The 23,312-nt window shown below is 49.0% G+C and carries 25 protein-coding genes; 20 read left to right on the forward strand and 5 right to left on the reverse strand.

The features are described 5' to 3' along the window. The first annotated feature begins 43 nt into the window (after nt 1–43). Nucleotides 44–1,084 carry an mRNA surveillance protein pelota gene (locus PV02_RS02050; protein WP_256621716.1) on the forward strand — a complete coding sequence of 347 codons (1,041 nt, stop codon included), beginning with the start codon at nt 44–46 and terminating at the stop codon, nt 1,082–1,084. Nucleotides 1,085–1,626: 542 nt separating this feature from the next. Continuing rightward, on the forward strand, nt 1,627–2,199 hold the full coding sequence (locus tag PV02_RS02055; protein ID WP_256621717.1) for an acetate uptake transporter: 573 nt from the start codon (nt 1,627–1,629) through the stop codon (nt 2,197–2,199). 66 nt (nt 2,200–2,265) lie between these two features. Here PV02_RS02055 and PV02_RS02060 read toward each other — a convergent pair whose 3' ends face one another. Beyond that, nucleotides 2,266–3,138 carry a DNA integrity scanning protein DisA nucleotide-binding domain protein gene (locus tag PV02_RS02060; RefSeq protein ID WP_256621718.1) on the reverse strand — a complete coding sequence of 291 codons (873 nt, stop codon included), beginning with the start codon at nt 3,136–3,138 and terminating at the stop codon, nt 2,266–2,268. 124 nt (nt 3,139–3,262) lie between these two features. Here PV02_RS02060 and thpR point away from each other — a divergent pair, with 124 nt between their 5' ends. Next, a complete protein-coding gene (thpR, locus tag PV02_RS02065) occupies nt 3,263–3,805 on the forward strand; it encodes an RNA 2',3'-cyclic phosphodiesterase (RefSeq protein WP_342765616.1) in 543 nt (180 codons plus the stop codon). 22 nt (nt 3,806–3,827) lie between these two features. Here the strand turns inward: thpR and PV02_RS02070 are convergent, their stop codons facing one another. Beyond that, the gene (locus PV02_RS02070) at nt 3,828–4,847 is read right to left on the reverse strand and encodes an FAD:protein FMN transferase (protein WP_256621720.1); all 1,020 of its coding nucleotides are present in this window, start codon (nt 4,845–4,847) and stop codon (nt 3,828–3,830) included. Nucleotides 4,848–4,956: 109 nt separating this feature from the next. Here PV02_RS02070 and PV02_RS02075 point away from each other — a divergent pair, with 109 nt between their 5' ends. From PV02_RS02075 to PV02_RS02125, 11 genes are all read left to right on the forward strand, one after another. Then, nucleotides 4,957–5,370: a hypothetical protein gene (locus PV02_RS02075; RefSeq protein WP_256621721.1), complete on the forward strand. Its 414-nt coding sequence runs from the start codon at nt 4,957–4,959 to the stop codon at nt 5,368–5,370. Nucleotides 5,371–5,378: 8 nt separating this feature from the next. After that, on the forward strand, nt 5,379–6,863 hold the full coding sequence (gene mmcA / locus PV02_RS02080) for a methanogenesis multiheme c-type cytochrome (RefSeq protein ID WP_256621722.1): 1,485 nt from the start codon (nt 5,379–5,381) through the stop codon (nt 6,861–6,863). Nucleotides 6,864–6,873: 10 nt separating this feature from the next. Further along, on the forward strand, nt 6,874–8,220 hold the full coding sequence (gene rnfC / locus PV02_RS02085) for an Rnf electron transport complex subunit RnfC (protein ID WP_256621723.1): 1,347 nt from the start codon (nt 6,874–6,876) through the stop codon (nt 8,218–8,220). Nucleotide 8,221: 1 nt separating this feature from the next. Further along, entirely contained in the window at nt 8,222–9,247 is a 1,026-nt protein-coding gene (rnfD, locus tag PV02_RS02090; protein WP_256621724.1) for an Rnf electron transport complex subunit RnfD, read from the forward strand. Beyond that, nucleotides 9,234–9,800 carry an Rnf electron transport complex subunit RnfG gene (gene rnfG, locus PV02_RS02095; RefSeq protein ID WP_256621725.1) on the forward strand — a complete coding sequence of 189 codons (567 nt, stop codon included), beginning with the start codon at nt 9,234–9,236 and terminating at the stop codon, nt 9,798–9,800. Before rnfD ends, rnfG begins: the two co-directional genes overlap by 14 nt. A 9-nt stretch (nt 9,801–9,809) precedes the next feature. Then, nucleotides 9,810–10,424, forward strand: a complete 615-nt coding sequence (gene rnfE, locus PV02_RS02100; protein WP_256621726.1) for an Rnf electron transport complex subunit RnfE — start codon at nt 9,810–9,812, stop codon at nt 10,422–10,424. Between the two features lie 2 nt (nt 10,425–10,426). After that, complete coding sequence (rnfA, locus tag PV02_RS02105; protein ID WP_256621727.1) at nt 10,427–11,014, forward strand: Rnf electron transport complex subunit RnfA; 588 nt, start codon at nt 10,427–10,429, stop codon at nt 11,012–11,014. Beyond that, nucleotides 11,011–11,811, forward strand: a complete 801-nt coding sequence (gene rnfB / locus PV02_RS02110; protein WP_256621728.1) for an Rnf electron transport complex subunit RnfB — start codon at nt 11,011–11,013, stop codon at nt 11,809–11,811. The genes rnfA and rnfB overlap by 4 nt, the downstream gene beginning before the upstream one ends. Before the next feature lie 4 nt (nt 11,812–11,815). Next, on the forward strand, nt 11,816–12,148 hold the full coding sequence (locus PV02_RS02115) for a DUF4870 domain-containing protein (protein WP_256621729.1): 333 nt from the start codon (nt 11,816–11,818) through the stop codon (nt 12,146–12,148). A 137-nt stretch (nt 12,149–12,285) separates the two neighbouring features. After that, nucleotides 12,286–13,245 (forward strand): replication factor C small subunit, encoded by a 960-nt coding sequence (locus PV02_RS02120; RefSeq protein ID WP_256622132.1) that lies wholly within the window; start codon nt 12,286–12,288, stop codon nt 13,243–13,245. Then, nucleotides 13,245–13,748 carry a COG2426 family protein gene (locus tag PV02_RS02125; protein ID WP_256621730.1) on the forward strand — a complete coding sequence of 168 codons (504 nt, stop codon included), beginning with the start codon at nt 13,245–13,247 and terminating at the stop codon, nt 13,746–13,748. Before PV02_RS02120 ends, PV02_RS02125 begins: the two co-directional genes overlap by 1 nt. A gap of 102 nt (nt 13,749–13,850) precedes the next feature. Here PV02_RS02125 and PV02_RS02130 read toward each other — a convergent pair whose 3' ends face one another. Then, the gene (locus PV02_RS02130; RefSeq protein ID WP_015053134.1) at nt 13,851–14,063 is read right to left on the reverse strand and encodes a histone family protein; all 213 of its coding nucleotides are present in this window, start codon (nt 14,061–14,063) and stop codon (nt 13,851–13,853) included. Nucleotides 14,064–14,293: 230 nt separating this feature from the next. Then, nucleotides 14,294–14,728, reverse strand: a complete 435-nt coding sequence (locus PV02_RS02135; protein ID WP_256621731.1) for a flavodoxin domain-containing protein — start codon at nt 14,726–14,728, stop codon at nt 14,294–14,296. A 257-nt stretch (nt 14,729–14,985) separates the two neighbouring features. Between PV02_RS02135 and PV02_RS02140 the strand changes: the two genes are divergently transcribed. From PV02_RS02140 to PV02_RS02150, 3 genes are all read left to right on the forward strand, one after another. Next, a complete protein-coding gene (locus PV02_RS02140; RefSeq protein WP_256621732.1) occupies nt 14,986–16,299 on the forward strand; it encodes a Single-stranded DNA binding protein in 1,314 nt (437 codons plus the stop codon). Continuing rightward, nucleotides 16,292–17,176, forward strand: a complete 885-nt coding sequence (locus PV02_RS02145; protein ID WP_256621733.1) for an RPA family protein — start codon at nt 16,292–16,294, stop codon at nt 17,174–17,176. The genes PV02_RS02140 and PV02_RS02145 overlap by 8 nt, the downstream gene beginning before the upstream one ends. A gap of 130 nt (nt 17,177–17,306) precedes the next feature. Next, nucleotides 17,307–17,894 (forward strand): hypothetical protein, encoded by a 588-nt coding sequence (locus PV02_RS02150; RefSeq protein WP_256621734.1) that lies wholly within the window; start codon nt 17,307–17,309, stop codon nt 17,892–17,894. A 262-nt stretch (nt 17,895–18,156) separates the two neighbouring features. Here the strand turns inward: PV02_RS02150 and PV02_RS02155 are convergent, their stop codons facing one another. After that, nucleotides 18,157–19,080, reverse strand: coding sequence for a beta/alpha barrel domain-containing protein (locus PV02_RS02155; RefSeq protein WP_256621735.1), 924 nt, complete (start codon nt 19,078–19,080; stop codon nt 18,157–18,159). A 300-nt stretch (nt 19,081–19,380) separates the two neighbouring features. Here PV02_RS02155 and PV02_RS02160 point away from each other — a divergent pair, with 300 nt between their 5' ends. From PV02_RS02160 to PV02_RS02170, 3 genes are all read left to right on the forward strand, one after another. Beyond that, entirely contained in the window at nt 19,381–21,624 is a 2,244-nt protein-coding gene (locus PV02_RS02160; protein WP_256621736.1) for an amino acid permease, read from the forward strand. Nucleotides 21,625–21,757: 133 nt separating this feature from the next. After that, a complete protein-coding gene (locus tag PV02_RS02165) occupies nt 21,758–22,687 on the forward strand; it encodes a replication factor A (RefSeq protein ID WP_256621737.1) in 930 nt (309 codons plus the stop codon). Next, nucleotides 22,688–23,260 carry an RPA family protein gene (locus PV02_RS02170; RefSeq protein ID WP_256621738.1) on the forward strand — a complete coding sequence of 191 codons (573 nt, stop codon included), beginning with the start codon at nt 22,688–22,690 and terminating at the stop codon, nt 23,258–23,260. It abuts the gene before it with no gap. Nucleotides 23,261–23,312 lie beyond the last annotated feature (52 nt).

Raw genomic sequence — 23,312 nt, forward strand, 5'->3', positions numbered from 1 at the left:
TACTTGATACCAAATTGCTATAATATGATCAGCAGGTGCTGCGATGCGTGTCACAAACAGAAGTATGAGGGGCCGTGAAGGCGAAATATCCGTAACAGCTGAAACTCTTGATGACCTGTGGCATCTGAAGTACATAATAGAGAACGGTGACCTGGTATTTGCCCTGACGAAAAGGAAGGCTGACACCGCAAGTGATAAGCTGAGGCCGGAGAAGGCAGAGAAGGTGAATGTGCGGCTTGGCCTGAGGGTTGAGGGCCTGGAGTTCCACAGGTTTTCCAACAGGCTGAGGATACACGGGGTCATTGAGCAGGGCATGGATGCGGGGCAGCACCATACGTTCAATGTTGAGGAAGGCACGAACCTGTCCATTATCAAGACATGGAAAAAGGATCAGCTTGAGCGCATAGATGAGGCGGAGGCAGCCTCAAAGCGTCCCAAGGTTGTGCTGGTCGCTGTGGAGGAGGGTGATGCGGATATCGGTCTTGTGCGCCATTACGGTATAGAGATGTACTCCCACATCTGCCAGTCCTCAGGTAAGGGGGAGGGTTCCCTCAGGGATGTATTCTTCCACGAGATAGTGGAGAAGCTCGTGACTGCAGCTCCTGGTTCCGAGGCTATAGTCGTTTCGGGCCCCGGATTCACGAAAGAGGATTTCATCAAGTATCTGCAGTCCAAGCAGCCTGAACTTGCTTCAAGGGCACTGGTCGAGGATACCTCGTCCATCGGGATGTCCGGTTTCCAGGAGGTTCTCCGAAGAGGTGCTGTGGACAGGATAACCGAGGAATCCCGGATAGCCAGGGAGTCCACCCTTATGGATGAACTGCTCAGGGAGATCGCTGTACAGGGAAAGGCTGCCTATGGGATAGAAGAGGTCAGGGCTGCCCAGGATTACGGTTCAATAGAGACGCTGCTGGTGGCTGACGAGTTCCTGCGTGAGGAAAGGGAAAAAGGGGATATCGATTCTTTCCTGCAGTCGGTGGAGCATTCCCAGGGAAGGATAGTGATATTCAGTACGATTTTCGAGCCGGGTCACAAGCTTCTCGCACTCGGGGGCATTGCTGCGCTCCTGCGGTTCAGGATATGATCCGGTGTTCATAGCCAGTGGACATACTCACTGCCTGACGGGACTTCCATACTCTGTCTGGTCCCTCTGCATCGTCACCGAGACTTATGTATTTATTTAACAGTGCTTAATAAACTTTTCGGGTAGGTTGTGCATGAATCATTCACAAATGGCGCAGACAGAAGAATTTATCGATTTATATTTATCTCTCTATATTATCTTTTTATAATAAAGAGTTATATTGAGCTTTTTTTTAAATCAGAGCGGCTATTTCATCTTAAGGTCGTATTGAATCCCTATGGTGACTCAAATACGCAAAAGGGCTTATTAAGTCCGCTTCATGTTCAGGTAACGAACAAAAAGGATATATACTACTCTGCCAAAGTCCTTATCAGGAGGTGTAAATGGTAGAATTGGTGATAGACACTTAGTGATACTAATAAGCATAATAAAATTACAGCATTTGCAGGTTGTTTGTTTTACAGACCTTTGATGTCAGTTATATCTGAATTATCAGTAATTGATAGTAATTATTGAAAAATATGTTAGGGAAGTGATTAACTATGGATGGAGAAGTAATTATAAAAGACAGGACTGCAAGCCCGGCAGCAACAGGTTTCTACGGACTGGGTTTCGCAGCAACATTTGCAGGTCTTCTGAACATGGGCATGTTCAGTGACGCACTGGTAGTAATTGCAATGGCAATATTCCTCGGAGGATTCTCCGAACTGATCGCAGGCTGGCAGCTATGGAAGAAAGGAGACACCTTTGGTGGCACAGCGTTCACAATCTTCGGTCTCTGGTGGCTCGGTTTCTCATACATCAACCTTGCTCCTGCAGGTCTCTGGGGTGCTCCGTTGGAAGCTGCAAGTGCAACCTCTATGGGATTCTTCACCCTCATATGGGGCATTATTGCAACCTTACTGACAATAGTCACACTTAAGATCGGTGTAAAAGGGATCATCCTTGTATTCATACTGCTTGACCTGACTTTCTTCAGCCTTGCAGCTGTGTTCTTCGGAGTACTGCCACTGGTCGTTGCAGGAGCAATAACCCTCCTCGTCGGTCTTGCAGCACTCTACCTTGCAACTGCACTGGTCATGGACGAAGTCGGCAAGATCAAGATCTGGTACTAAAAGCAAAGAGCATTGTAAAAGTCCGGCATTCAGCCGGCAATTTTTTTCTTTTAAAATACTATACTGTTATTGGAAGCACTTTGCCCTTTCCGTTGACTCTATGGCCATGAGCTCCTTTCCGTCCATGTAGACGTGAATGACTCCGCCGGATTCCGAGACCGTGATAGCTATGGAGACGGTGTCCCTGCTTATGGCGGCTGCCGAGACGTGCCTCCCTCCAAGGCCCTTGTCCAGCCTGATGTCTCTGGCATCCACATCCAGGTACCTTCCTGCGGCCTCCATCTTCCCGTCCTCGGATATCACGAACACGCCGTCAAGCTGTGCAAACTCCTTTACGGATTCCCAGTTGTTGCGGTTAAGGACATCTCTGTCCTCGTCCCTGTGACCTGCATAAGGGTTGAGGATTATCTGGTGTGAACGGATCATGACTTCCTCTACGTCTCCCAGGATGAACGCCGTGCCCACCTGCTTTCCCTCTCTGCCCATGTTGGCTATATCAAAGGCGATCTTCAGCACTGCCTGCATCACATCAGGCTGAACTCTCTCCTCACAGGTCTTCAAAGCTTTCACCAACGGGTTCTCTCCCAGGTCATGAACGACAATGGCGCTGGAATCTGCAGTTTCTATAATCCCCACAACAAGACCCTCCTTCAGTTCGCCAAGCATATGCTCGACAGCAGATATATTCTCTATCTGGTCTATCCTGCCGGTAGCCTGCTGTGCTATCCTGTCAGTGATCTCTTTGAGCTTCTCTTCCCTGCCCTTACTGGTTGCGACCAGGTGATCTATGATGCTCTTTGGGCGGCGGGATGTAAAGAAGACAGGTACTTCCGTTCTGACATCGTTCTGGTCGACATCACCTGAAATTATAATGGCGGTGGATCCCAAATCCTCAGCAAGTCTGATTGCCGCTTTTACAACTGATCTGATATTGTCCATTTTTCCCCTCAGTGATGTCGTTTTGAACCACTTATATATAATATCTCCCATTATAAATAAAAACTTGTCTCCCAGCGCCAACAATTTAAGTCACTGCATCAAATGAATATAGGTGATTGGTTTGGTGAGGACCTTTATTGCAGTGGACCTTCCGGAGGAGTTGCGTTCAAGGATCGCGCAAATACAGTCCAGATTCGATGATTTCAAGTTTAAGCTAGTGGATCCCTCTCTTGTCCATATTACCATGAAGTTCCTTGGGGAAGTGCCCGAAGAACAGATAGGTGACATTGCAAAAGTTATGGATGGGATCTCATATGCTCCTTTTGAAGTATCCCTTCGTGGAGTGGGAGCGTTTCCCAAGCCAAAGTTCGCAAAAGTTGTCTGGATTGGCTGTGAAGGAAACTTCGATGGACTGCACCGTCTTGTCGAGGAGTCGCTATCGCCGTTTGGTTTCAGGAAAGACGCTCATGACTTTAATGCCCATGCAACTCTGGCAAGGGTAAAGTACCTTCCAAAAAAGAATAAGGAAAAGTTCCTTCAGTTGATCGAGGAGCTGAAGGACATCGAGATCGGAACCATGCAGGCGGATTCTATACGGCTCAAAAGGAGCACGCTTACCCCGGAAGGCCCTCTTTATGATACACTTCACGAGGTCCGGCTGAAGTAAGCTCTCCCAATTATATTCTCTTTCACTGGTTCTCGTATTGTGAGAATCCGCTTGAGCGGATTATCCTCTTATCTGCAGTGATTATAAGGCACTCCACTCCTTCAAGTTTTTCTATCATTTCCATTCCGTCCTCTTCGCCCATGACGAACAGTGCTGTCGCAAAGGCATCAGCATCCATGGCGCTGCCTGCAATAACAGTTGAGCTCATGAGGCTCTGTGAGGGATATCCTGTCCGCGGGTCGGATATATGGGAGACTTTTGCTGCCTCGTTGAAATAGCGTTCGTAGTTGCCGCTTGTTGCAACTGCCACGTCCTCAATGTCCATCACTGCGATCGCCTCTTCACTCTTCTCGGGATTCTGCAGTCCTACTTTCCAGGGAATGCCTCCTGCCTTTGTGCCTATATATCTCCCGTCTCCTCCGGCATTGACAAATCCTGACTCAATCCCATCCTCCAGGAGCGATTCAACCGCCAGGTCCACCGCATATCCCTTTGCCACTCCTCCCAGGGTAAGCTTCATGCCTTCCTCAAGACTTATGTTCCTGTTCTCTATAGTGATGGCAGAATGGTTGACAAGCTTCAGGGTCTCATTGATCTCTTCTTCAGTGGGCGGTGCATTAGTGCTCCCGGGAATGAACTTGCTCTTCCACAGGTCCAGCAGCGGCTGTATGGAAATGTCAAAGGCTCCCTGGCTGCTCTCTGAATAATAGGCAGACCTGTTTATCACATAGGCGAGGTCCGGATTTGCATCTGTGATATATCCCTGTCGGTTAAGCACGCTCAGATCGCTGCTATTATCATAGTTGTTCATAAGGGCATCCACATACTCTATTCTTCCAAATGCCTTGTCAATGGACTCATGTGCCAGCTCCTCGTCATGTCCGAGCACTGTGATAGTGACAGTCGTATCCATTATACTTCTGGTACTGCTATAGGTCTCCAGACTGCCCGGGCCCCCTTGGCCGGAAGAGGGTATATAGTTCATAATAAGTAATGCCATAAAAGCCACTACTATGACAATGGCAACTGTTTTATACTTCATGCCGTATGAAAAGTATAATTAATATATATGCACGACGGTACAGTAAGCTCAATCGAGTTTCTTACATATCGATATTTGTTATACGGTTTATCTGCAGGAAGTAATCATAATGAAGAGCCCGGATGAAAAAACAGGGACTGGTGGCAATTCAAGTAAGGACAGATACCTGATTGTTGCACTTCATCAGTTAATGGAAGAGTATGGCTGGAGAGGTATAGAGAAGCACTTCGCTTCTTCAAGGCACACTATCATATATGTCAAGCCTGGTTCGCCTCTTGATAAAATAGAACTCAGGGCGAATGTCCTTGGTAACCATCTGGATGTGGACTTTTATGGCTACACGCCTAAAAAGGGACTGATGGATAAATTCTTCGACTTCAATGTAAGGGTCGTCCGTAAGTCTTTCGAGATCAGCGCATACGTGTCAGATGAAATGAAAATAACCAGTGAACATAACCTGCGCAATGCAATTGGTATTGTTCTGAAGGAACTCGAGGAAGTGGCTCAAGCGAAAGAGCAGTGAGGTTATTTATGTCTAAATTGAACACGGTTTTAATTGCAATCCTTGTTTTCATGTTTGCCGCAGCCGGCGTATATGCGTACGTTGGTTATAATGGCAATGATGTAATGGCCGTCCATTATATGACACAACAGGAATGGTCTGACAGTTCCTGCGGAGGCTGTCATATTGGGATGTACGACGAGGTTTCCAGGTCATATCATGTGCAGCAAGATCTTGCCCAGTGGACCTCTATAATGGAATACGGAGTGGTTGCCGGAAGCATTCAGGGTGATGCCAGGGCAAGCACATACGGCCAGGTACATCCCGGAGGCGGGTACATGGCGGAATATGGTATGGACATCGACTGCATGGTATGCCATGAACAGAACGGCCTTTATGATTTCCATGCACGTGCAGGAGCTATCAGTGCCGGTAACATTGAAGTGGCGACTGATGCAGCTCTCGATGAGGCAAGAACCCATGCAGAACAGGATCCTCTTTATGTCCTGAGCTACATGCTTGACGTACTTACGCCGCTTCCCATAGTCACTGAGATACACGATCATGTGAACGGTGCTCCAAGGAAGGAACTGTGCGCCAACTGCCATGTAAGCGAGGTTTCCACAACTGCAGTTACATGGACTTCCCCTGATCATGCCCAGTATGATGTGCATGCGAATGTGAGCTGCTATGAGTGCCATGCCACTGAGGATCACCAGATAGGACGCAAGGAACTGCTCAACGCCCCCGAGGAAATGCATGAGGCATTCGAGGGAGAGGTACAGAGCTGTGATTCCGTCGGATGCCATGCAGGCATATCTCATGGTGCGATGACGGATGGGCATCTTGAAACCGTGAGCTGTGAGTCATGCCACATACCGGCTCTTCCCGGAGGTGAGATATCGGGCGAGTCCCCTATAAGGGAATTCAGCTGGGCTAACGGCACTCGTGAAGTGGTGACCCATGATTCTACTTTCACTCCGGTGCTTGCATGGTATGATGGCACTTACTATGACCGTCTTCCTGTTAACGGCAGCAGTGATTCCCCCAATGCCATGCTGAGGCCTTTCAGCGTGATAACCGGCACCTGGTGGGATGAAGGCAACAACCCCGCAGTGGTCGCAGATCCGGACAACAGTTCTGCAATAGGTAATCCGATACTGCCTGCACACGTGCAGAGAGCTGATGCAGATAATGACAGTGCAGTCACAGAGGGGGAGATAAGGTCCTTCGATGCAGACGGTGACGGCGAGGCCGACTATCCCAACGCAGTTCTCAGGACAGTGGAAATGTACTTCCCGGTGAGTCACAATGTTGCAAGCTCTACCACCGGACTCGCCCAGCCGCTCGGATGTGGTGACTGCCATGGCGTAACGGCAAGTGCAATCGACTGGCAGGCCCTGGGATACGAGGCCGATCCGGCAGGAGCTGACAATGATCTGTCCGGTACTGCAATCGATGTGGATATACCCGGCCAGAGACCCACAGAGGTTGAAAGGGAGCCGGCATTCTGAGGTGATCATCGTGGAAAGTAAAAGATTGAAGAAAATCCCGGAACAGGTAGTCATTCCATTAAAACAGCACCGTGGCACGGTCTGCAAGCCTCTGGTGAAGAAGGGCGATCAGGTGCTTATCGGCCAGAAGATAGGAGAGTCAGTCTCCTATAATTCTTCGGATGTACACTCCAGCATATGCGGAGAAGTAGTTGCCATTGAAGACGCCCCCAATCCTGACGGTAACAAGGTGCTAAGTGTAATAATAAAGACCACCGACTCGCAGGAAACGGTTGCTTTCGTGCCTAAGAAGAATCCTTCATCTGAAGACCTTCTCGCCATTATGCAGGATGCAGGCATTGTGGAGCACTACGGTGCACCTACCCACACAGTGATCAGGCCTGAAGGGAAGAAAATAGACCTTGTCCTCATAAATGCCACTGCATCCGAATGGATCGGTGGTAAATATGCAACTCCCAAGGAGTATGCCACCCAGATGCTGGATGCACTGAAGCTGCTGATCAAAGCCTCAGGGGCTGCAAAAGGTGCCGTCGTCCTGAGAAAAGATGATAAGGAATCCATTGAGGCTTTCGAGGGAGTCCAGGTTAATGGAAAGGCCCTCAAAGTAGCCCCTCTTCTTGGTACACGCCGTCTTGGCCACTATTTCAAGGACCAGGGCTCAAATATCATTGTTGCATCCCAGGAGCGGATATATGGTAAGAACATCCTTAGCTTCTTCACTCACAATGTCACAGGGCGCAAGGTTCCCGTGGGCTGCAACCCTACAGACGTAGGGGTTGCAGTATGCGGGGTCAAATCAGCAAAGGCTCTCTATGATGCTGTGCATGAAGGCAAGCCCTATTATGAGACAGTCATAACCCTTGAAGGTGACGTGGACTGTCCCAAGTTCATGCTGGTCAGGATAGGCACACCTTTCAAGGACATCATAGAGGAGTGTAATTTCAATGGAGAGATCGGCAAGATCATTGCGAACGGTGTCATTACAGGTGTTGCACAATATACGGATGAGGTCCCGGTAACCAAGGGAACCACCAGGATCACACTGCTGACCAAAGAACAGGTCCTTCGTGATGAGTCTCTGGCATGTATCCATTGTGCACGCTGCGTGGATGCCTGCCCTGTTTCCCTGCTGCCTACCAGGCTTGCCGTGATGGCTAACCAGGGCCGTTTTGATGAATGCCGCCAGATGCATATCCATTTCTGCATAGAATGCGGCAGGTGTTCGTTTGCCTGCCCCTCGAAGATACACATACTGCAGCTCATCAGGTACGCAAAGAGTGCAATTGATAATGCATACGAGGACGCCGTCCAGAAGGAGTCGTCCAACCTGAAGGTTGGATGCTGCGGAGGTGAGTAACATGGGCTACACAATTTCAGCCCCACCACACATAAAATCAGGTATTAGTTTCAGATCGATCAATACAGCCAAGATACTGGCCCTTGTCCCTGTATCCCTTGCATCAGTGTATTTCTTTGGCATACCGGCCCTTGGTATCATACTTGCGGCCGTGCTGGCTGCGGTCATTACTGAGTTCGGTATACAGAAGATATTCAAGCAGGATGTTACTATAAAGGATGGCCATGCGGCGCTTATCGGACTGATGTTCGCACTGCTGACACCTCCGGAAGCACCCATATGGATAGCGGTAATTGGCGCCTTTTTAGCAATCGCGATAGGTAAGCATGCCTTTGGTGGCATCGGTTCATACATATTCAACCCTGTGCTGGTTGCATGGGTGTTCGTCAGGAGTTCCTGGGGAGGCCACATGACCCCGGCTTCAATACCAAACCTGGGACAACTGTCTGATCTGCTGCTTGAAAATGGTGCCGGGCTGCTTGTAGATGTGTCTCCGGTCCTCATACTGATTGGCGGTGTTTACCTTGTCTATAAAAAGTATGTGGAATGGAGGGTTCCGCTTGTCTTTGCGGTGACAGTGTTCTTCTTCAACCAGACCATAGCATTCCTCAGTGCAGTATTCAGCCTTGTCCAGGAGGGTGTGCTGAACCCATTGATGTACCTGGCGACAATATTCACTTTCCTGCAGGTGACTGACGAGCTGTCCTACGTTATGGTAGGTGTCGTATTTTTCGGCATCCTGTTCCTTGCAACAGACTCCCCGACCTCGCCTGTGACAAAGAACGGGCGCCTCATTTATGGGTTTGCCTGTGGCCTGCTGGTCTCAATCTACGGTTACTTTGGTAACTACGTGGACGGGACACTGTATGGTATCTTCCTGGCAAACGCAATAGCAGCATATATCGAGACAAAGACACTCCCTGCAATGTATGGACGCGAGTCCCTGCTTGAGAAATCTTACAGGCGTGTTGTGAAAAGAATTCCTTCATCCCTGAAATTCGAGGTGATATCAGATGAGCGAATCTAATAAGGAAACAGTAGTCATCATAGGGAAGCTCTTCCTTATATCTGCCATTGCAGCTTTGCTTCTTGCGGTTACCTACATACCCACACAGGCACAGCTTGAAGAGAATATAATCGCTGCCCAGAAAGTGATTCTGGCGAACCTCGTACCGGGAGCTGACAACTTCGATCCGGTAGAGGGGCCTGCAAATGACGCAGGAGAGCGGGAAGTACTATACTACCGTGCAGTGGACGGGTCGGGTAATATCATTGCCTACGCTTTCTTCCAGCAGCAACAAGGTTCCCAGAGCAGGATTGTAGTGGCAGGGGCAGTAGATTCCTCTTTCTCCACTGTGCTGGGAATGGATGTATTGAGCCATGAAGAAACACCAGGTCTGGGTGCAAAGATAACAACACCTGCTTTTAAGGACCAGTTCAGGGGAGTTCCAATGGAACAGCTGTCTCTGTCACGATCTGGCGGCTCTATTGATGCCATTACCGGAGCTACTGTCTCTTCACAGGCTGTGGTCAGTGCACTGAATACCAAGATCAATCAGATAAAGGCTGCAGAGGCTTAGGTGATATAAATGAACGTTTTAGCTGAATTCATGCGTGGAATTACGAGGGATAATCCCATATTCGGACTTGTGCTGGGCCTCTGTCCGACACTGGCGGTCACAACTTCAGTTGAGAATGCAATAGGCATGTCTGCAGGCACGGCTTTTGTGCTGGTATGCTCTAATATCTTCATATCGGCCATGAGAAAACAGATACCATCGGCTGTCAGACTTCCCATATTCATTATAATCATAGCCACTTTTGTGTCTATTGTAAGAATGGTGATGGAAGCTTATATGCCTGCAATGTACGCGGCCCTGGGGGTTTTCATTCCTCTGATAGTCGTCAACTGTATTATTATTGGACGTGCAGAAGCGTATGCGAATAAGAACAGCATATTTCCTTCTTTCATAGATGCGCTTGGTATCAGTGCAGGTTTCCTGCTTGTTCTCATGCTCATCGGCGGTATACGTGAGATCCTTGGAACAGGGCAGATAGTTACCTTTGGTTACACGGTGCTGTCACTTCCGGCAAACCCTGCCGTGACAACCATGATACTGCCGCCGGGCGCATTCCTCACAATTGGTATTCTCATGGCGATAGTCAACTATCAGAGGGCTAAGAAGAGAGCAAGAGGTGGTTAAAAATGGTAGAAAAGGCTTTATTAGCGATATTTCTGGAAGGTGTGTTCATCAAGAACTTCCTGATCATCCAGTTCCTTGGTCTGTGCTCCTTCGTAGGCGTCACCAAAGATGTCAAGAGTGCAGCAGGAATGTCAGGTGCTGTCATTTTCGTTATGGCAATGGCAGCCACGGCATCCTATCTGCTCTATACATACATTCTTGTGCCCACAGGTATGACCTTCCTTGACCTGATTAGTTTCATCGTGGTCATTGCTGCGCTCGTCCAGCTTGTGGAATTCGTGGTAAGGAAGAACATTCCTTCCCTGTATCGTTCACTGGGTATCTATCTTCCACTCATCACGACCAACTGTGCAGTGCTTGGTGTAGTGCTGCTGAATGTGCAGTCCGAGTACAACTTCATGCAGAGCGTTGTATTCGGTATTGCTGCAGGTGTAGGATATACCATTGTCATGCTGATGATGGCCTCTATCAGGGAGCGTTCGACATTTGTAAGCATCCCTTCCTCGATCAGGGGACTTCCGCAGGCGTTCCTTATAGCTACAATGCTATCGCTTGCATTCGTTAATTACTTCTGGGTGATCCCAATATGAGCACTACCACTACTTTCATCATCGAATCAATGGCTATCCTTGGAGGTCTCGGACTTGCCGTAGGCCTGATGCTTATATTCGCATCAAAGAAATTCAAGGTTGAGACCAATCCGCTGGTAGAGGAAATAATAACCATCCTCCCGGGTGCGAACTGCGGAGCGTGCGGTTATGCAGGATGTGCGGACTTTGCTGACCGCGTGGTCAACGAGAACGCCCCTATCACAGGATGTCCTGTGGGCGGTTTCGAAGTTGCAAAAGGCATAGGGGGGATCCTCGGGCAGGATGTCTCGGAAAGCGAGAAACAGTATCCGTTCATCAGGTGCCATGGCGGTCTGAACTGTACCGACCGTTTTGAGTACGTCGGCTTTGAGGACTGCAAGGCGGTAATGATGCTCTCAGACGGTGAGAAAGGATGCAGCTACGGATGTATGGGACGCGGTACCTGTGTGCGTGCATGCCCGTTCGATGCTCTTACCATCGGAGAGGACAGGCTTCCTCATGTGAACAGGAACCTGTGTACAAGCTGTGGGCTCTGTATCAGTTCATGCCCCAATGACGTACTGGTCTTTGCGAAGGAATCCGAGAAGGTGCATGTACGCTGCGTATCCCACGACAAGGGCAAGACTGTAAAGGAAGTCTGTACTGTGGGCTGTATAGGATGTAAGATATGTGAGAAGAACTGCCCCGAGCAGGCCATCACTGTGACCAACTTCCTTGCTGTGATAGATCAGGATAAGTGTACCGGATGTGGGATTTGCGTGGAGAAATGCCCGCAGAATACCATTGAGATAAGGTGATATTGTGACATACGATACAAAACTGGGTATTGAGGAGAACAAGGTTGCAGCGTTGAGCTACGTAGGTATCTGGATAGCTGCTATAATCCTCCTGCTTATTGAAAAAGATAACAGGTTCGTCAGGTTCCACGCAATGCAGTCCCTCATGGTATTCCTGCCTCTGTCGCTGCTCGTGTTCTTCATAGCATGGATACCGTATGTGGGCTGGGTACTGGCTGATTTCATAGGCTTCCCCGCTATGTTCCTTGTAGTCATCTTTGCAATAATGGCCTACAGGGGAATGAAGTTCAAGATACCCTTCATCGGCAGATACGCTTACAGGCTTATCTACGGTTAAGGGCTTTAAAAGGGTGGTACTGCTGATACCAGTATCGCCCCAGTCCTGTTTTCATTTCTTGTCGCTTACGAAAGGTTAAAAAACAACATTCACCTATACATGTCGAAGACTATCTTTTTCTGCCGGAGGGTTTAGAAATTAAAGAAGAGATATGGATTGAGAAATACAGGCCCTTTAAGCTTGATGATGTGGTTGGCCAGACCGAGACCGTTGAAAGGTTGAAATCCTATATCAAGACCAGGAACCTGCCACATCTGCTGTTCTCGGGACCTCCAGGTGTTGGCAAGACCGCAACTTCGGTATCAATTGCCCGTGAGATTTTCGGTGATTCCTGGCGTGAGAACTTCACCGAACTGAATGCATCGGATGAGCGCGGCATAGATGTTGTAAGAACCAAGATCAAGAACTTTGCAAAAACAACTCCTATCGGAGGCGCTGACTTCAAGATAATCTTCCTTGATGAAGCGGATGCACTGACATCGGATGCCCAGTCCGCCCTCAGGCGGACCATGGAGCGCTATACCAACAACTGTCGCTTCATCCTGTCATGCAACTACTCTTCCAAGATAATAGAACCCATCCAGTCCCGCTGTGCAGTCTACAGGTTCCGCCCTCTCTCCGATGAGGCTGTTGCTGAACGTGTGCGTTTTGTGGCCCGCAACGAAGGGCTTGACATAGCCGATGATGGTGTGGACGCCATCAAGTATGTTGCCCAGGGCGACATGAGAAAGGCTATCAATGCCCTCCAGGCGGCTGCACTGATCGCTGATACCATCCACAGGGATGCCATCTACAAGATAACGGCAACCGCGCGTCCGGAACAGGTGCGTGAACTTATTGATACCGCCCTGTCGGGTAATTTCACTGCGGCAAGAAAGCTCCTGAATGCTTTCCTGCTTGAGCAGGGTCTGTCAGGTGAAGATGTTATCGGCCAGATATACAGGGCCATTTTCGAGACCGATATCCCCGAAAAAAAAATGGTGCAGCTTATAGACGTTATCGGTGAGATCGATTTCAGGCTCACAGAAGGAGCGAACGAGCGCATCCAGCTTGAATCCCTGCTGGCCCACTTCGCACTTTCCGGAAAGGAATGCTGATGTCACTGGAAGCACAGGTACTTGAGCTACTGAGCGCTGTACCCCCATGGCTCTCTACTATTATCATTAGCTGCCTGCCGATATTCGAGCTTAGGGGCGCCATCCCGATAGCCCTGGGGGTGTACGGTCTCTCCCCCGTACGTGCCTACATGCTGGCAGTACTCGGGAACATGCTTCCGGTCATCCCCCTGCTGTTATTCCTGGACCCGGTTTCCACACAACTGAGGCGCTATACAGTATTCGATCGTTTTTTTTCGTGGCTCTTTAACCGAACCCGTCGCAATCACGAAGAGCGATTTGAGAAGTACGGTCTGCTGGCGCTGACACTTTTCGTAGCAGTGCCTCTCCCTGTCACCGGTGCATGGACAGGCTGCGCTGCAGCATTCGTATTTGGGATCAAGTTCAAGCACGCCTTCCCTGCCATACTTGCAGGTGTCATGATAGCAGGTTTGATCGTCAGCATAGTAACGCTGACAGGCATAAGCCTGTACGACCTTCTCTGATGTGCGCAGTGTCAGGAACAGAAGGTCATAAGATGGTAAGATGGCTCTGCTATGTGCAGAGCCTGGGTCTCAGAAATAGCAACTAAATCTTTCAAAACGGAATTATTTTCCCAGCATTTCCCGGGCGAGCTTGATATCTTCCGCCTTGACGGTCTTTCTGCCGGCATGTTCTGCCAGCTTTATAGCTTCTCTGGAAACCTCCAGTCCGTAGGATTCAAGCATTTCAGTAAGGGCCATTGCTGCTGATTCGCTGACTCTCTGCGCGCCAGCATTCCTTATTACTCTTTCAATGGGTGCAAATGGTATTATTGTCATAAATATGCCTCAATAAAACTCACATCTTCTAACAAAGCATTCTATATATGTTAATTGGTAAATAAGGTATATAAATATGCTCAATAACCAAATCCTGTTGGATACTGCATTGAAGCCCTGTTTTGCCCGGGTGAAACTGCATCATGTCCGACAGAATAGTTTATTCCGGGAGATATGAAAAATGATATTTAGAGAGCGCCCGTAGCGTATTCAGGGTCGCCTCACAGAGCTTATCTGTTCTTTACTTTTTCGGCAAGATCTTTTCCCAGCCGGTTGCACTCGAACAGATCCTTTTCAGTAGGGGTGTACTGTATTCGCAGCACAGGGTCTATAATTATAACTCCTGCGTTGCGCAGTTTCTCTGCTATCTTTACCGGTGCTTCCCCGCTCCAGCCATAGGAGCCAAAAGCAGCACCTATCTTCCCGCTAACGCCCGCATCGATAAGGCGGTCAATGAATTTTGCGATGGGGTCAAGCATCGTGTAATAGAACGTAGATGAACCTACAGCGATGGCATCGTAAGATGCTGCTTCAACGGGGTCCCATTCATAGAAATTATTTACCTCTGCATCGACATGGCGCTCCCTGGCTCCCTCTGCGATGGCCTCGGCCATCATCCGTGTATTCCCCTGGGTACTAAGGTAAACTACTGCAAGTTTTGGCATGTATGCTCCTCCTCTGTGGAAACTATATCCGGATGACAGATCAGAATCCACTCCATATGAAAAATGTGGTATGATCGTTGATATATCTTTCTTTAGCCTGGCCTGGGGACGGGCGGTTTAACAGCGGGCCATGAACGAATGGCTGGAACAAGTCACTCAATAACAGCCTCATGTCCATAACGGGTTATATTTATTGCTGATAACCCTTATTCTAATACGACCTTCTAATACACCTTTACTTATAAAGGAGGCAACTTATGGATGAGAGAATTGCGCCCCATGTCGAGGAATTAAGCAGGGTGCTTGGAAACAGATATACAGAGGAGATCAGGGCGGAACTGGAGAAACTCCTGCAGTACAGGGTTCCGCTGGATGAGGCTAAGAGGACGATCCTGAACAGGTTCACTTCAAGGTCCCCTGCATCCGTGCAGGTGAAGGACCTTGTTGGAGGAATGAACGGTTTCGATATAATCGGCCGTGTAATCAGCATTGAGAAAAAGAACGTCACAGTGCAGGAAGACAAGAGGAGTGTTTTTACAGGCTCCTTTGGTGACGGAACTGGCATTTGTTCCTTTACCTGCTGGGATGACATGTCCCTTAAGGCAGGAGATGCTATCAGGATAAAGAATGCATACACCAGGATGTGGAATAACAGGCCTGAGCTTTACTTCGGGAAACGCTCGGTGATAGAGAAGCTTCCTGATGATCAGTTACAGGACATCGCGGAAATGTCCCATGCAAAACCCAAGAAGCTACAGGACATCGCGCCCGCGGATGTGATGGCCAGTTCCGAGGTTGTCATAGTTGAGATGTATCACAGGGACATTTCGCTCAAGGGCAAGATGCTGACGATCACCGAAGGGGTCATCGCGGACGAGACCGCAAAGCTACCTTTCACTTCATGGACTCCGCTCAGGGGGGCCGACATAGGGAGCTTTATACATTTTGAGGGTGCAAGTATCAGGATATTCAGGGGACTACCTTCCATCAACTTCAGTGACAATACCACCATAAGCCTGATAGCACAGCCTGAAAAGCTGCCGTTCACGCTGCATTCTGTAAGCAGTGCAGCGGACCCTGTACCTATACTGAACGTACTTGATAAGAGCGGCATCTTCGACGTGACCGTTGCAGGTAATATCATCTCGGTCAGGCCCGGTTCAGGCATCATTGAGCGCTGTCCGGTGTGTAACAGGGTGACGCAGAAAGCAAGCTGCAGGGCTCATGGGCCTGTGGAATGCGTGTCTGATATGCGTATAAAGTTCATCCTCGATGACGGGACTGGCTCCCTTCACGTGATGCTCAATTGCGAGCTTTCAGAGGCTGTTTACGGAAAGACAATGTACGAAGCGGAAAAGATGGCCCGTGAATCCATCTCGAAGGAAGTTGTGTTCGATGATATGAAACGCGTGCTGACCGGGAAGTATATCGCTATCAGGGGCAATTCCTCGAAGAACGAGTTCGGTGTCACACTTGTGGCAAAGTCTGCCTGGTGTCCCGATGCCGACCTGAAGGGGCGCATGGATATCCTGCTTAAAAGGATCGAAGGACAGGTGAGCAATAATGGCTGAGAGGGAAATGGCCTACAGGATATTTGCCTGCGAGTTCAATGATTCCAGGTTCCAGGTCAGTTCCGCTTCGGATGCTCCCGGTCAGGCGGATCTGCACGCCCCTAATTTCCTCGTGACAACAGCGGGTGCAAAGGTGAACCGTCTTTTCATAGCCGGAGTCATAACCGAGGTAGAGGATATCGGGAGCCAGAAAGGAGGCGAAAAGGAACTGTGGAGGGCAAGGGTATCGGACCCCACAGGTACCTTCACAATATATTCGGGCAATTACCAGCCTGAGGCATCGGTGTTCCTTTCCACTGTGGAGGTCCCGTCCTTTGTGACCATCGTTGGCAAGGTCCGCTCCTATGAGCCGGGGGATGGCTCGGTTTTCGTCTCCCTGCGTCCGGAGGAGATAAACCATGCAGATGAGAGCATACGTAACCGGTGGATGGTTGATACTGCGGAGCTGACCCTTGACCGGCTGGACATATTTGACGAGGCTCTGTCATCAGGGCTTAGCGGGACGGACCTGTTAGATCATCTCTCACTGAAGAACGTGCCTTCAAACATCGCAGAAGGAATATGCATAGCCCTTGATCACTATCATACGGACAGGGATTATATCCGCGGTCTGAAGATACAGGTAAGGGACGCCCTGCTATCTATCGGGAGCAGCCTGTCTGCGTCACCAGGTGGTGGCCTGGCTGACATTGAACAGTCCGTAATGGTCATGCTTCATGAAATGAACCAGGGCAAAGGCGTGGAATATGCCGTGCTGGTCCGGGAGGCAGGAGAAAAGGGTATTCCTGCTGAACTGGTTGAGAAGGCCGTGCGCTCTCTCCTTTCCGACGGGAGTCTATACGAACCCAGGGTAGGTTTCTTCAGGGCTATCGACTGAGCCCTGCAGGATATCTCTTACCTGCAGTTAATGTAAGCATGATACGCGCCATGCTTAAATATAGATAAAATTAATTGTGACAACACAGGATTATAAATTCACTATTGAACGGATAAATGCGAGGTTAATCATGCAGCGTGATGAGATCATAGAGCAGGTCAGCTGTTGTATCAAAAACATGAAAGGTGTAGGTGATATCCTTATCCTCACAGATCAGGACCGTGAGATAATCAGGGAACTGGAAAAGAAGGCCGATCAGATGACCCTGATGGGTCTTGGGATAGGCGACAACAAAGGTGTCAAACAGGTCCTTGAGAACGATGTCATATTTGCCTTCACAACTAACATGGACTTCAAATGGCCGGCCGGGCCAAATGTGATCCTCATGCATCACGGATGTGTGGTCGGTGAGGATGTAGACGACCAGCAGAAGCTGGAAGAGTTCAAATGCTGTAAGACCAACCTTGTGATAGGCAATATTGTCATCTACGATACGGGAGTCCTTAAAAGAATGGATGGTAAAAAGGATCCTCTTGTTGTTGTAATGCCACCAAAGCCATGTCCTGAGGTTGATGAGGTCCCCATGGTGTGCAATGCGACACTGGCCTCACCTTCCCCGCCAAGTGACGAGTACATGAAGGAGAGGATGGGTCTCCAGAACATCCACGGCACGGGCACTTTCATGCTCGGATTCGACTTTGAATGCGCCTGCGAGTAAATATGTGATCTCTGTTCCGGGCCAGCAAAGCCTGGATATTCTTTTTATGGCTGCCTGCTGGCGTATCAGGACCGGTATTCATCTCCTTGAAGGCTTATTTTGATACAGCGAACTCTCGAATGAGAATACTCCCGATGAGAATGTTTGCAATATCTCTGGCCGGCATTGCTTAAGAAGGATTCAGGAACAGAGGGCAGATTGAAAATATGATTAAGGCAGAAGTGAAAACGCGATTAAATAAAGAGGCTTCAAGCAGCCCCTTTTACTTTCCCTGATATATCTTCATGGCCTCTTCCACGGATGCATCCTCTACGGTTATGGCGTAGATAGCATTGCACGTCCTGATGGCTTCATCAAGTGGTTTCTGGTGGATGTTCCTGCCGGTTGCATTGCCCTGGGCGCCGCTGACGTGTATCTGCTTGTATAGCTTTTTCAGGAAGGGTTCGCACTCATCGCTGGAGCCGCCTGCACACACGACCTTTGTCCTTCCGGCAGCCATTACTGCTTCCTTGAAGATCTCCTCGGACTTCTGCCCTTCTTTCTTCGGATAGTTGACCTTCACAAAATCAGCATTGAGAGTTGCGCCGACACCTGTGGCACCTGCTATAAGGTGTGGGTCCTTCTCATCAGCAACTGCCGCGCCCCTTGGGTATATCCAGAGTACGGTAATAAGGCCATACCTGTGTGACTCGTAAATCAGCTGGGCTGCCTGGTTGAGCATATCGGCCTCGAACTCGCTGCCAAGGTAGATGGTGTATCCCACACCAAGTATCTTAAGCCCGCTGTTATCACGGAACTCGGCCACCTGCTCTGCATCGTACCACAGGTTGCTGAAGGGATCCATTTGCTCTGTTTCCACTAGATTGGACTTGGAGTTCACCTTGACCAGATAAGGCACATCCGGATAATCCATACCGTATCTTGCAATGAGGCCAAGCTGGGTGGCGAAAACACCGATCTTGCTCCGGGCTGCTATCCTGAAGAGGTGTTCCGGGTCGTTGTCATCCTCGGGGATGCCCTCTCCGAAGAAATCGTCGTTAAGGTGCTCTACTTTCTGGTCACCTGCAAAAAGCATCAGCCTTCCGCTTCCCCTGGTTATTTCCATATAGTTCTTTAAGTATGTTGCACGTGCTGACAGCGGCACATCTAAAGGTATCTTTACGTCTTCTTCCCTAATTGAGACCATTTATATCACTCAAGCTTGAAAATTCTGTTCATATACACTTTTTCTTGCGTAAGTACCTTTAATCATGTTTTTCTATTTTAAATATTGCGTGAGGACCTGAAACGGATTGTCAGGTCAGTGTGAATTCTGCCAGGAGGGACCAATATAGAAGTGGTAAAAATAGTGACTTTTTTATAGTTATCTGACTTCTTACTTGATGCTCATCTATCATACTCTTCGGGCTTACATGTCAAAGAAGCCCTATCCAATCCCTATGCTTTCTTAAGAATGGCACATTCCTTCCACTACATGAGGTAATCAATGGCTACGATCAGAACCACAGAAAGACTTGGACGCAGCCTGGGCTTCTTTCAGACCTTTGCCATAGGGACAGGCACAATGATAGGAGCAGGTATATTCATATTGCCCGGGATAGCAATATCTGCAGCCGGCCCTGCAGCAATACTCTCTTTCCTTTTTGGAGGCGTCATCTCCATGGCAACAGCTATCAGCATGGCCGAGCTGGCCACAGGGATGCCCAAGGCAGGAGGAAGTTACTATTTCATCAGCAGGGCAATGGGAGCGGCTTTTGGTGCGGTCGTTGGCCTGGGAGCGTGGCTCGGACTTGTTTTCAAGGGTTCTTTCGCACTGATAGGACTGGGAGATTACCTATACGTGATGACTCCGGTGCCAGTATTATTGACGGCAGTGGCTGCGGGTTTTATCTTCCTGGTCATTAATTACAGGGGAGCAAAAGGAAGTGCATCTTTCCAGAACCTTATTGTCATATTCCTTATCTTGATAATGGTATGGTTCATAGTAAGAGGATTTTCCATAGCCGAAACTTCTAAGTTCACGCCTTTTGTGCCCTTCGGATATACTTCCATATTTGCAACTACAGGACTCATATTCATCTCGTACTTAGGCATAACTGAACTTGCATCGGTGTCGGAGGAAGTAAAAAATCCTTCACGGAATCTCCCTCTTGCTCTTATTGCTTCAGTAGGGGTGGTGACTCTGCTCTATTTGGGCGTGATGATCGTGATAAGCGGTGTTCTGACCTTTGAAGAGTCTTTGAACACTTACACTCCCCTTGTGGATGTTGCAGAAATGATTGCAGGTGACTACGGTAAAGTGCTGATCGTCATTGCCGGTCTGCTTGCCACTGTTTCCACTGCCAATGCTGCCATACTGTCCTCATCAAGATTTCCTTTTGCTATGAGCAGGGATGATCTTATACCCCGGTGGTTTGTGTCCATCCATCAGAGATATGACACTCCCCATAATGCTATTCTGGCTACCGGGATCGTAATGATCTTGCTTCTATTGCTGTTCAACGTGGAGCAGCTTGCACGGCTGGGAGGCACTTTCAATCTTCTTATGTTCGTATTGATCAATTCTTCTGTAATCATCCTGCGCAATAGGCCCCTGGATGAATACAAGCCCGCTTTTCGTGATCCTTTCTTCCCTTATACCCAGATAATAGGTATCATTTTCAGCCTTGCATTGTTACCGACAATGGGAGCTCTGCCCCTGTTCTTCTCAATAATTGTCATACTCGCAGGGATGCTCTGGTACAAGTACTACGGAAAAGCAAAAGCCTTTCCGAAGTACGATATTTTCGATGTGCTGGAGAATAACACCCAGCCAGTACCACTGGAGTCCGATTCCAATATCAAGATACTTGTCCCGCTGGCAAATCCGAGGCATGAGATGGATCTGCTATACCTTGCAGACAATCTTGGGGATGAGGTCATCGGTCTCAGCGTCATCAAGGTTCCGCAGCAGACCAGCCTGACTGCCGCAAGGGAGGCGTTCCATGAAAAGCGGCTTGCAATAGACGGTGTTCTCAAAGAGAGGTTCGAACAGTTCCCTACCATTGTAGGGCATGAAAGGGAATATATAATAGCTTTTGATCACAGCATCACGAACTCGATCATGGAGCAGGCTGAGATAGAGAAGGTCGATTTCATGATCATAGGCTGGCATGAAACGAACCGCTTCCATCCGTCCATGGGAACTATCGCGAACAAAGTGCTCTCCTTTGCAAAGAACAATATGGTCGTACTGAACGGTTATCTGCCTCCGAAGATAGGGCGCATAGTGATCGCCTATAACGGTAAGGAAAATTCCCAATACGGACTGCATCTTGCTAGGAGGCTGTCAAAGAGCACCGGTGCACCGCTGCATGTTCTCAGGGTTATGAAGACGCATCTCAGGGAAGAGCTTAAAGGTTCCATCATGCAGGACATGGAGGAGCTTGCAAGGGACGATTCCCTGGTCACTATAGTACCTCATGTAAAAGAACACTTTTCGGCTGAGAATGCTATCCTGGACTTCCTTTGCGACGATGACCTCCTGATAATCGGCGACTCTAGCGGCAGGTTCAAGTTCTCTCTGATAGGAAATCTGCCCTATGTGCTTGCCAAGCGATATAAGGGGCCTGTCATGATAGTCCGGAAGCACAAGCCGCTCTCTTCAGAGGGCGTGAACAATATTCTCCTCAAGAGGGTGAAGAGGCTTAAGTTCTATACAGACAGACTGCAGGAAAAGTTAATGCCCTGATGGGCTATGGGCTTGCGATATTTAAGCCTTCTAATACTTTCACCATGCTTGGTGTGAGGTTATATACTACTAATGCCTACATTACATTTGCCTCTCCAAAATGACGCACAAACAAGAGGCCCGAGGTTTGAAAATGAAAGAGATTTCGCAAGAGATTTACAGGAAGTTCCAGGAACTTGGAGTAGAGATTTCCCCCGAGGATATTGAAGACCGGCTTGACAAGATGGTCAGCAAGTTCAAGGTTCCTAAAGAGGAAGCAAGAAGAAGCGTTGTCAACTATTTCTTAAAAGAGCACAACATTCCCAGAAACCAGTTCTATACCGGCCAGTCAGAATCACCCATGATGAAGGTATCCGAGCTGAACACTGATGGAAAGTGGGTCAACATAAAGGGTAAGGTTGTACAGCTCTGGGAAAACACCCATGAGTCCATATCACAGGTAGGACTTATCGCCGATGAGACCGGCACCATCAAATTCACAAAATGGGGAAGTGCCGAGTTCGCTGAACTTACGGAAGGTCAAAGCTATCTTTTCAGGAACGTGGTTGTGAACGAATGGAACGGCAAGTTCCAGATCAACATGAACAAAAGCAGTTCCGCCGAGCAGATCGAGGAGAACATAACCGTAGGCACATCCACTCACGCGTTCACCGGTGCACTTGTCGATATCCAGTCTGGATCCGGCCTGATAAAGCGTTGCCCTCAGTGCAACAGGGCTCTGACCAAGGGTGCCTGCATGGAACATGGTAAGGTCGACGGGGTTTACGATCTCAGGATCAAGGCTGTCCTGGATGATGGCATTACTGCTCAGGATGCTATCATTAAGAGGGATCTTGCGGAAGAACTGACCGGCCTCACACTTGAGAGCGCCATCGCCCTTGCAGCGGATGCCCTTGACCAAGGAGTAGTGCTTGAGGAGATGAGGAAGATGCTGGTAGGAAAATATTACACCGCCACAGGCTCAAAGGTTGAAAGATACCTCCTGGTGGATTCAATGGTCCCGAAATCAACGGTGGATCCTCAGGAACTGGATGAGCTCATAGCTGCTGCGGAGGTGGCTTAAATGGCAGGCTACTCAAGGGAAGTTGCAAGAAGGGTCTTTGCCCAGGAATTCAGGGAATCTACCCTTACGTTCAAGGACGGGGACGACCAGTATGCTCCACAGTACCTCATGACTCCCACAGGAGCAAGGGTAAACAGGATATTCATCGTCGGTACCCTCATTGAAAAGGAAGACATAGGGACAGACTCCGAATACTGGCGTGGCAGGGTGATAGACCCTACAGGCTCCTTCATGATATATGCAGGACAGTATCAGCCGGAAGCTGCCCAGGTACTCGCGGAATGCGAGACTCCTGCCTTCGTTGCCATCGTGGGCAAGCCAAGCACCTATACAACAGGCGAAGGAGATGTGCTCACATCAGTACGTCCGGAATCCATACACATTGTGGACGGCCAGACAAGGGACATCTGGGTGATGGACACTGCAAAGAAGACGCTCACACGCCTCAAAGAGCTTGAAGGTGGCTCAGATTCGCAGGATGTGGAAAAGGCAAAGGAGTACTATGCCCCGGATGTGAAGCACTACTATTCAATGGTTTCACAGGCCCTGCAATCTTTGAAAGAAAGCTACTAGGCCGGCACAGGCAGAACAATTACCTGACGAGATATTATTGATGCAGGAGAAC

This window comes from Methanolobus chelungpuianus (assembly GCF_024500045.1).
Taxonomy (GTDB): domain Archaea; phylum Halobacteriota; class Methanosarcinia; order Methanosarcinales; family Methanosarcinaceae; genus Methanolobus; species Methanolobus chelungpuianus.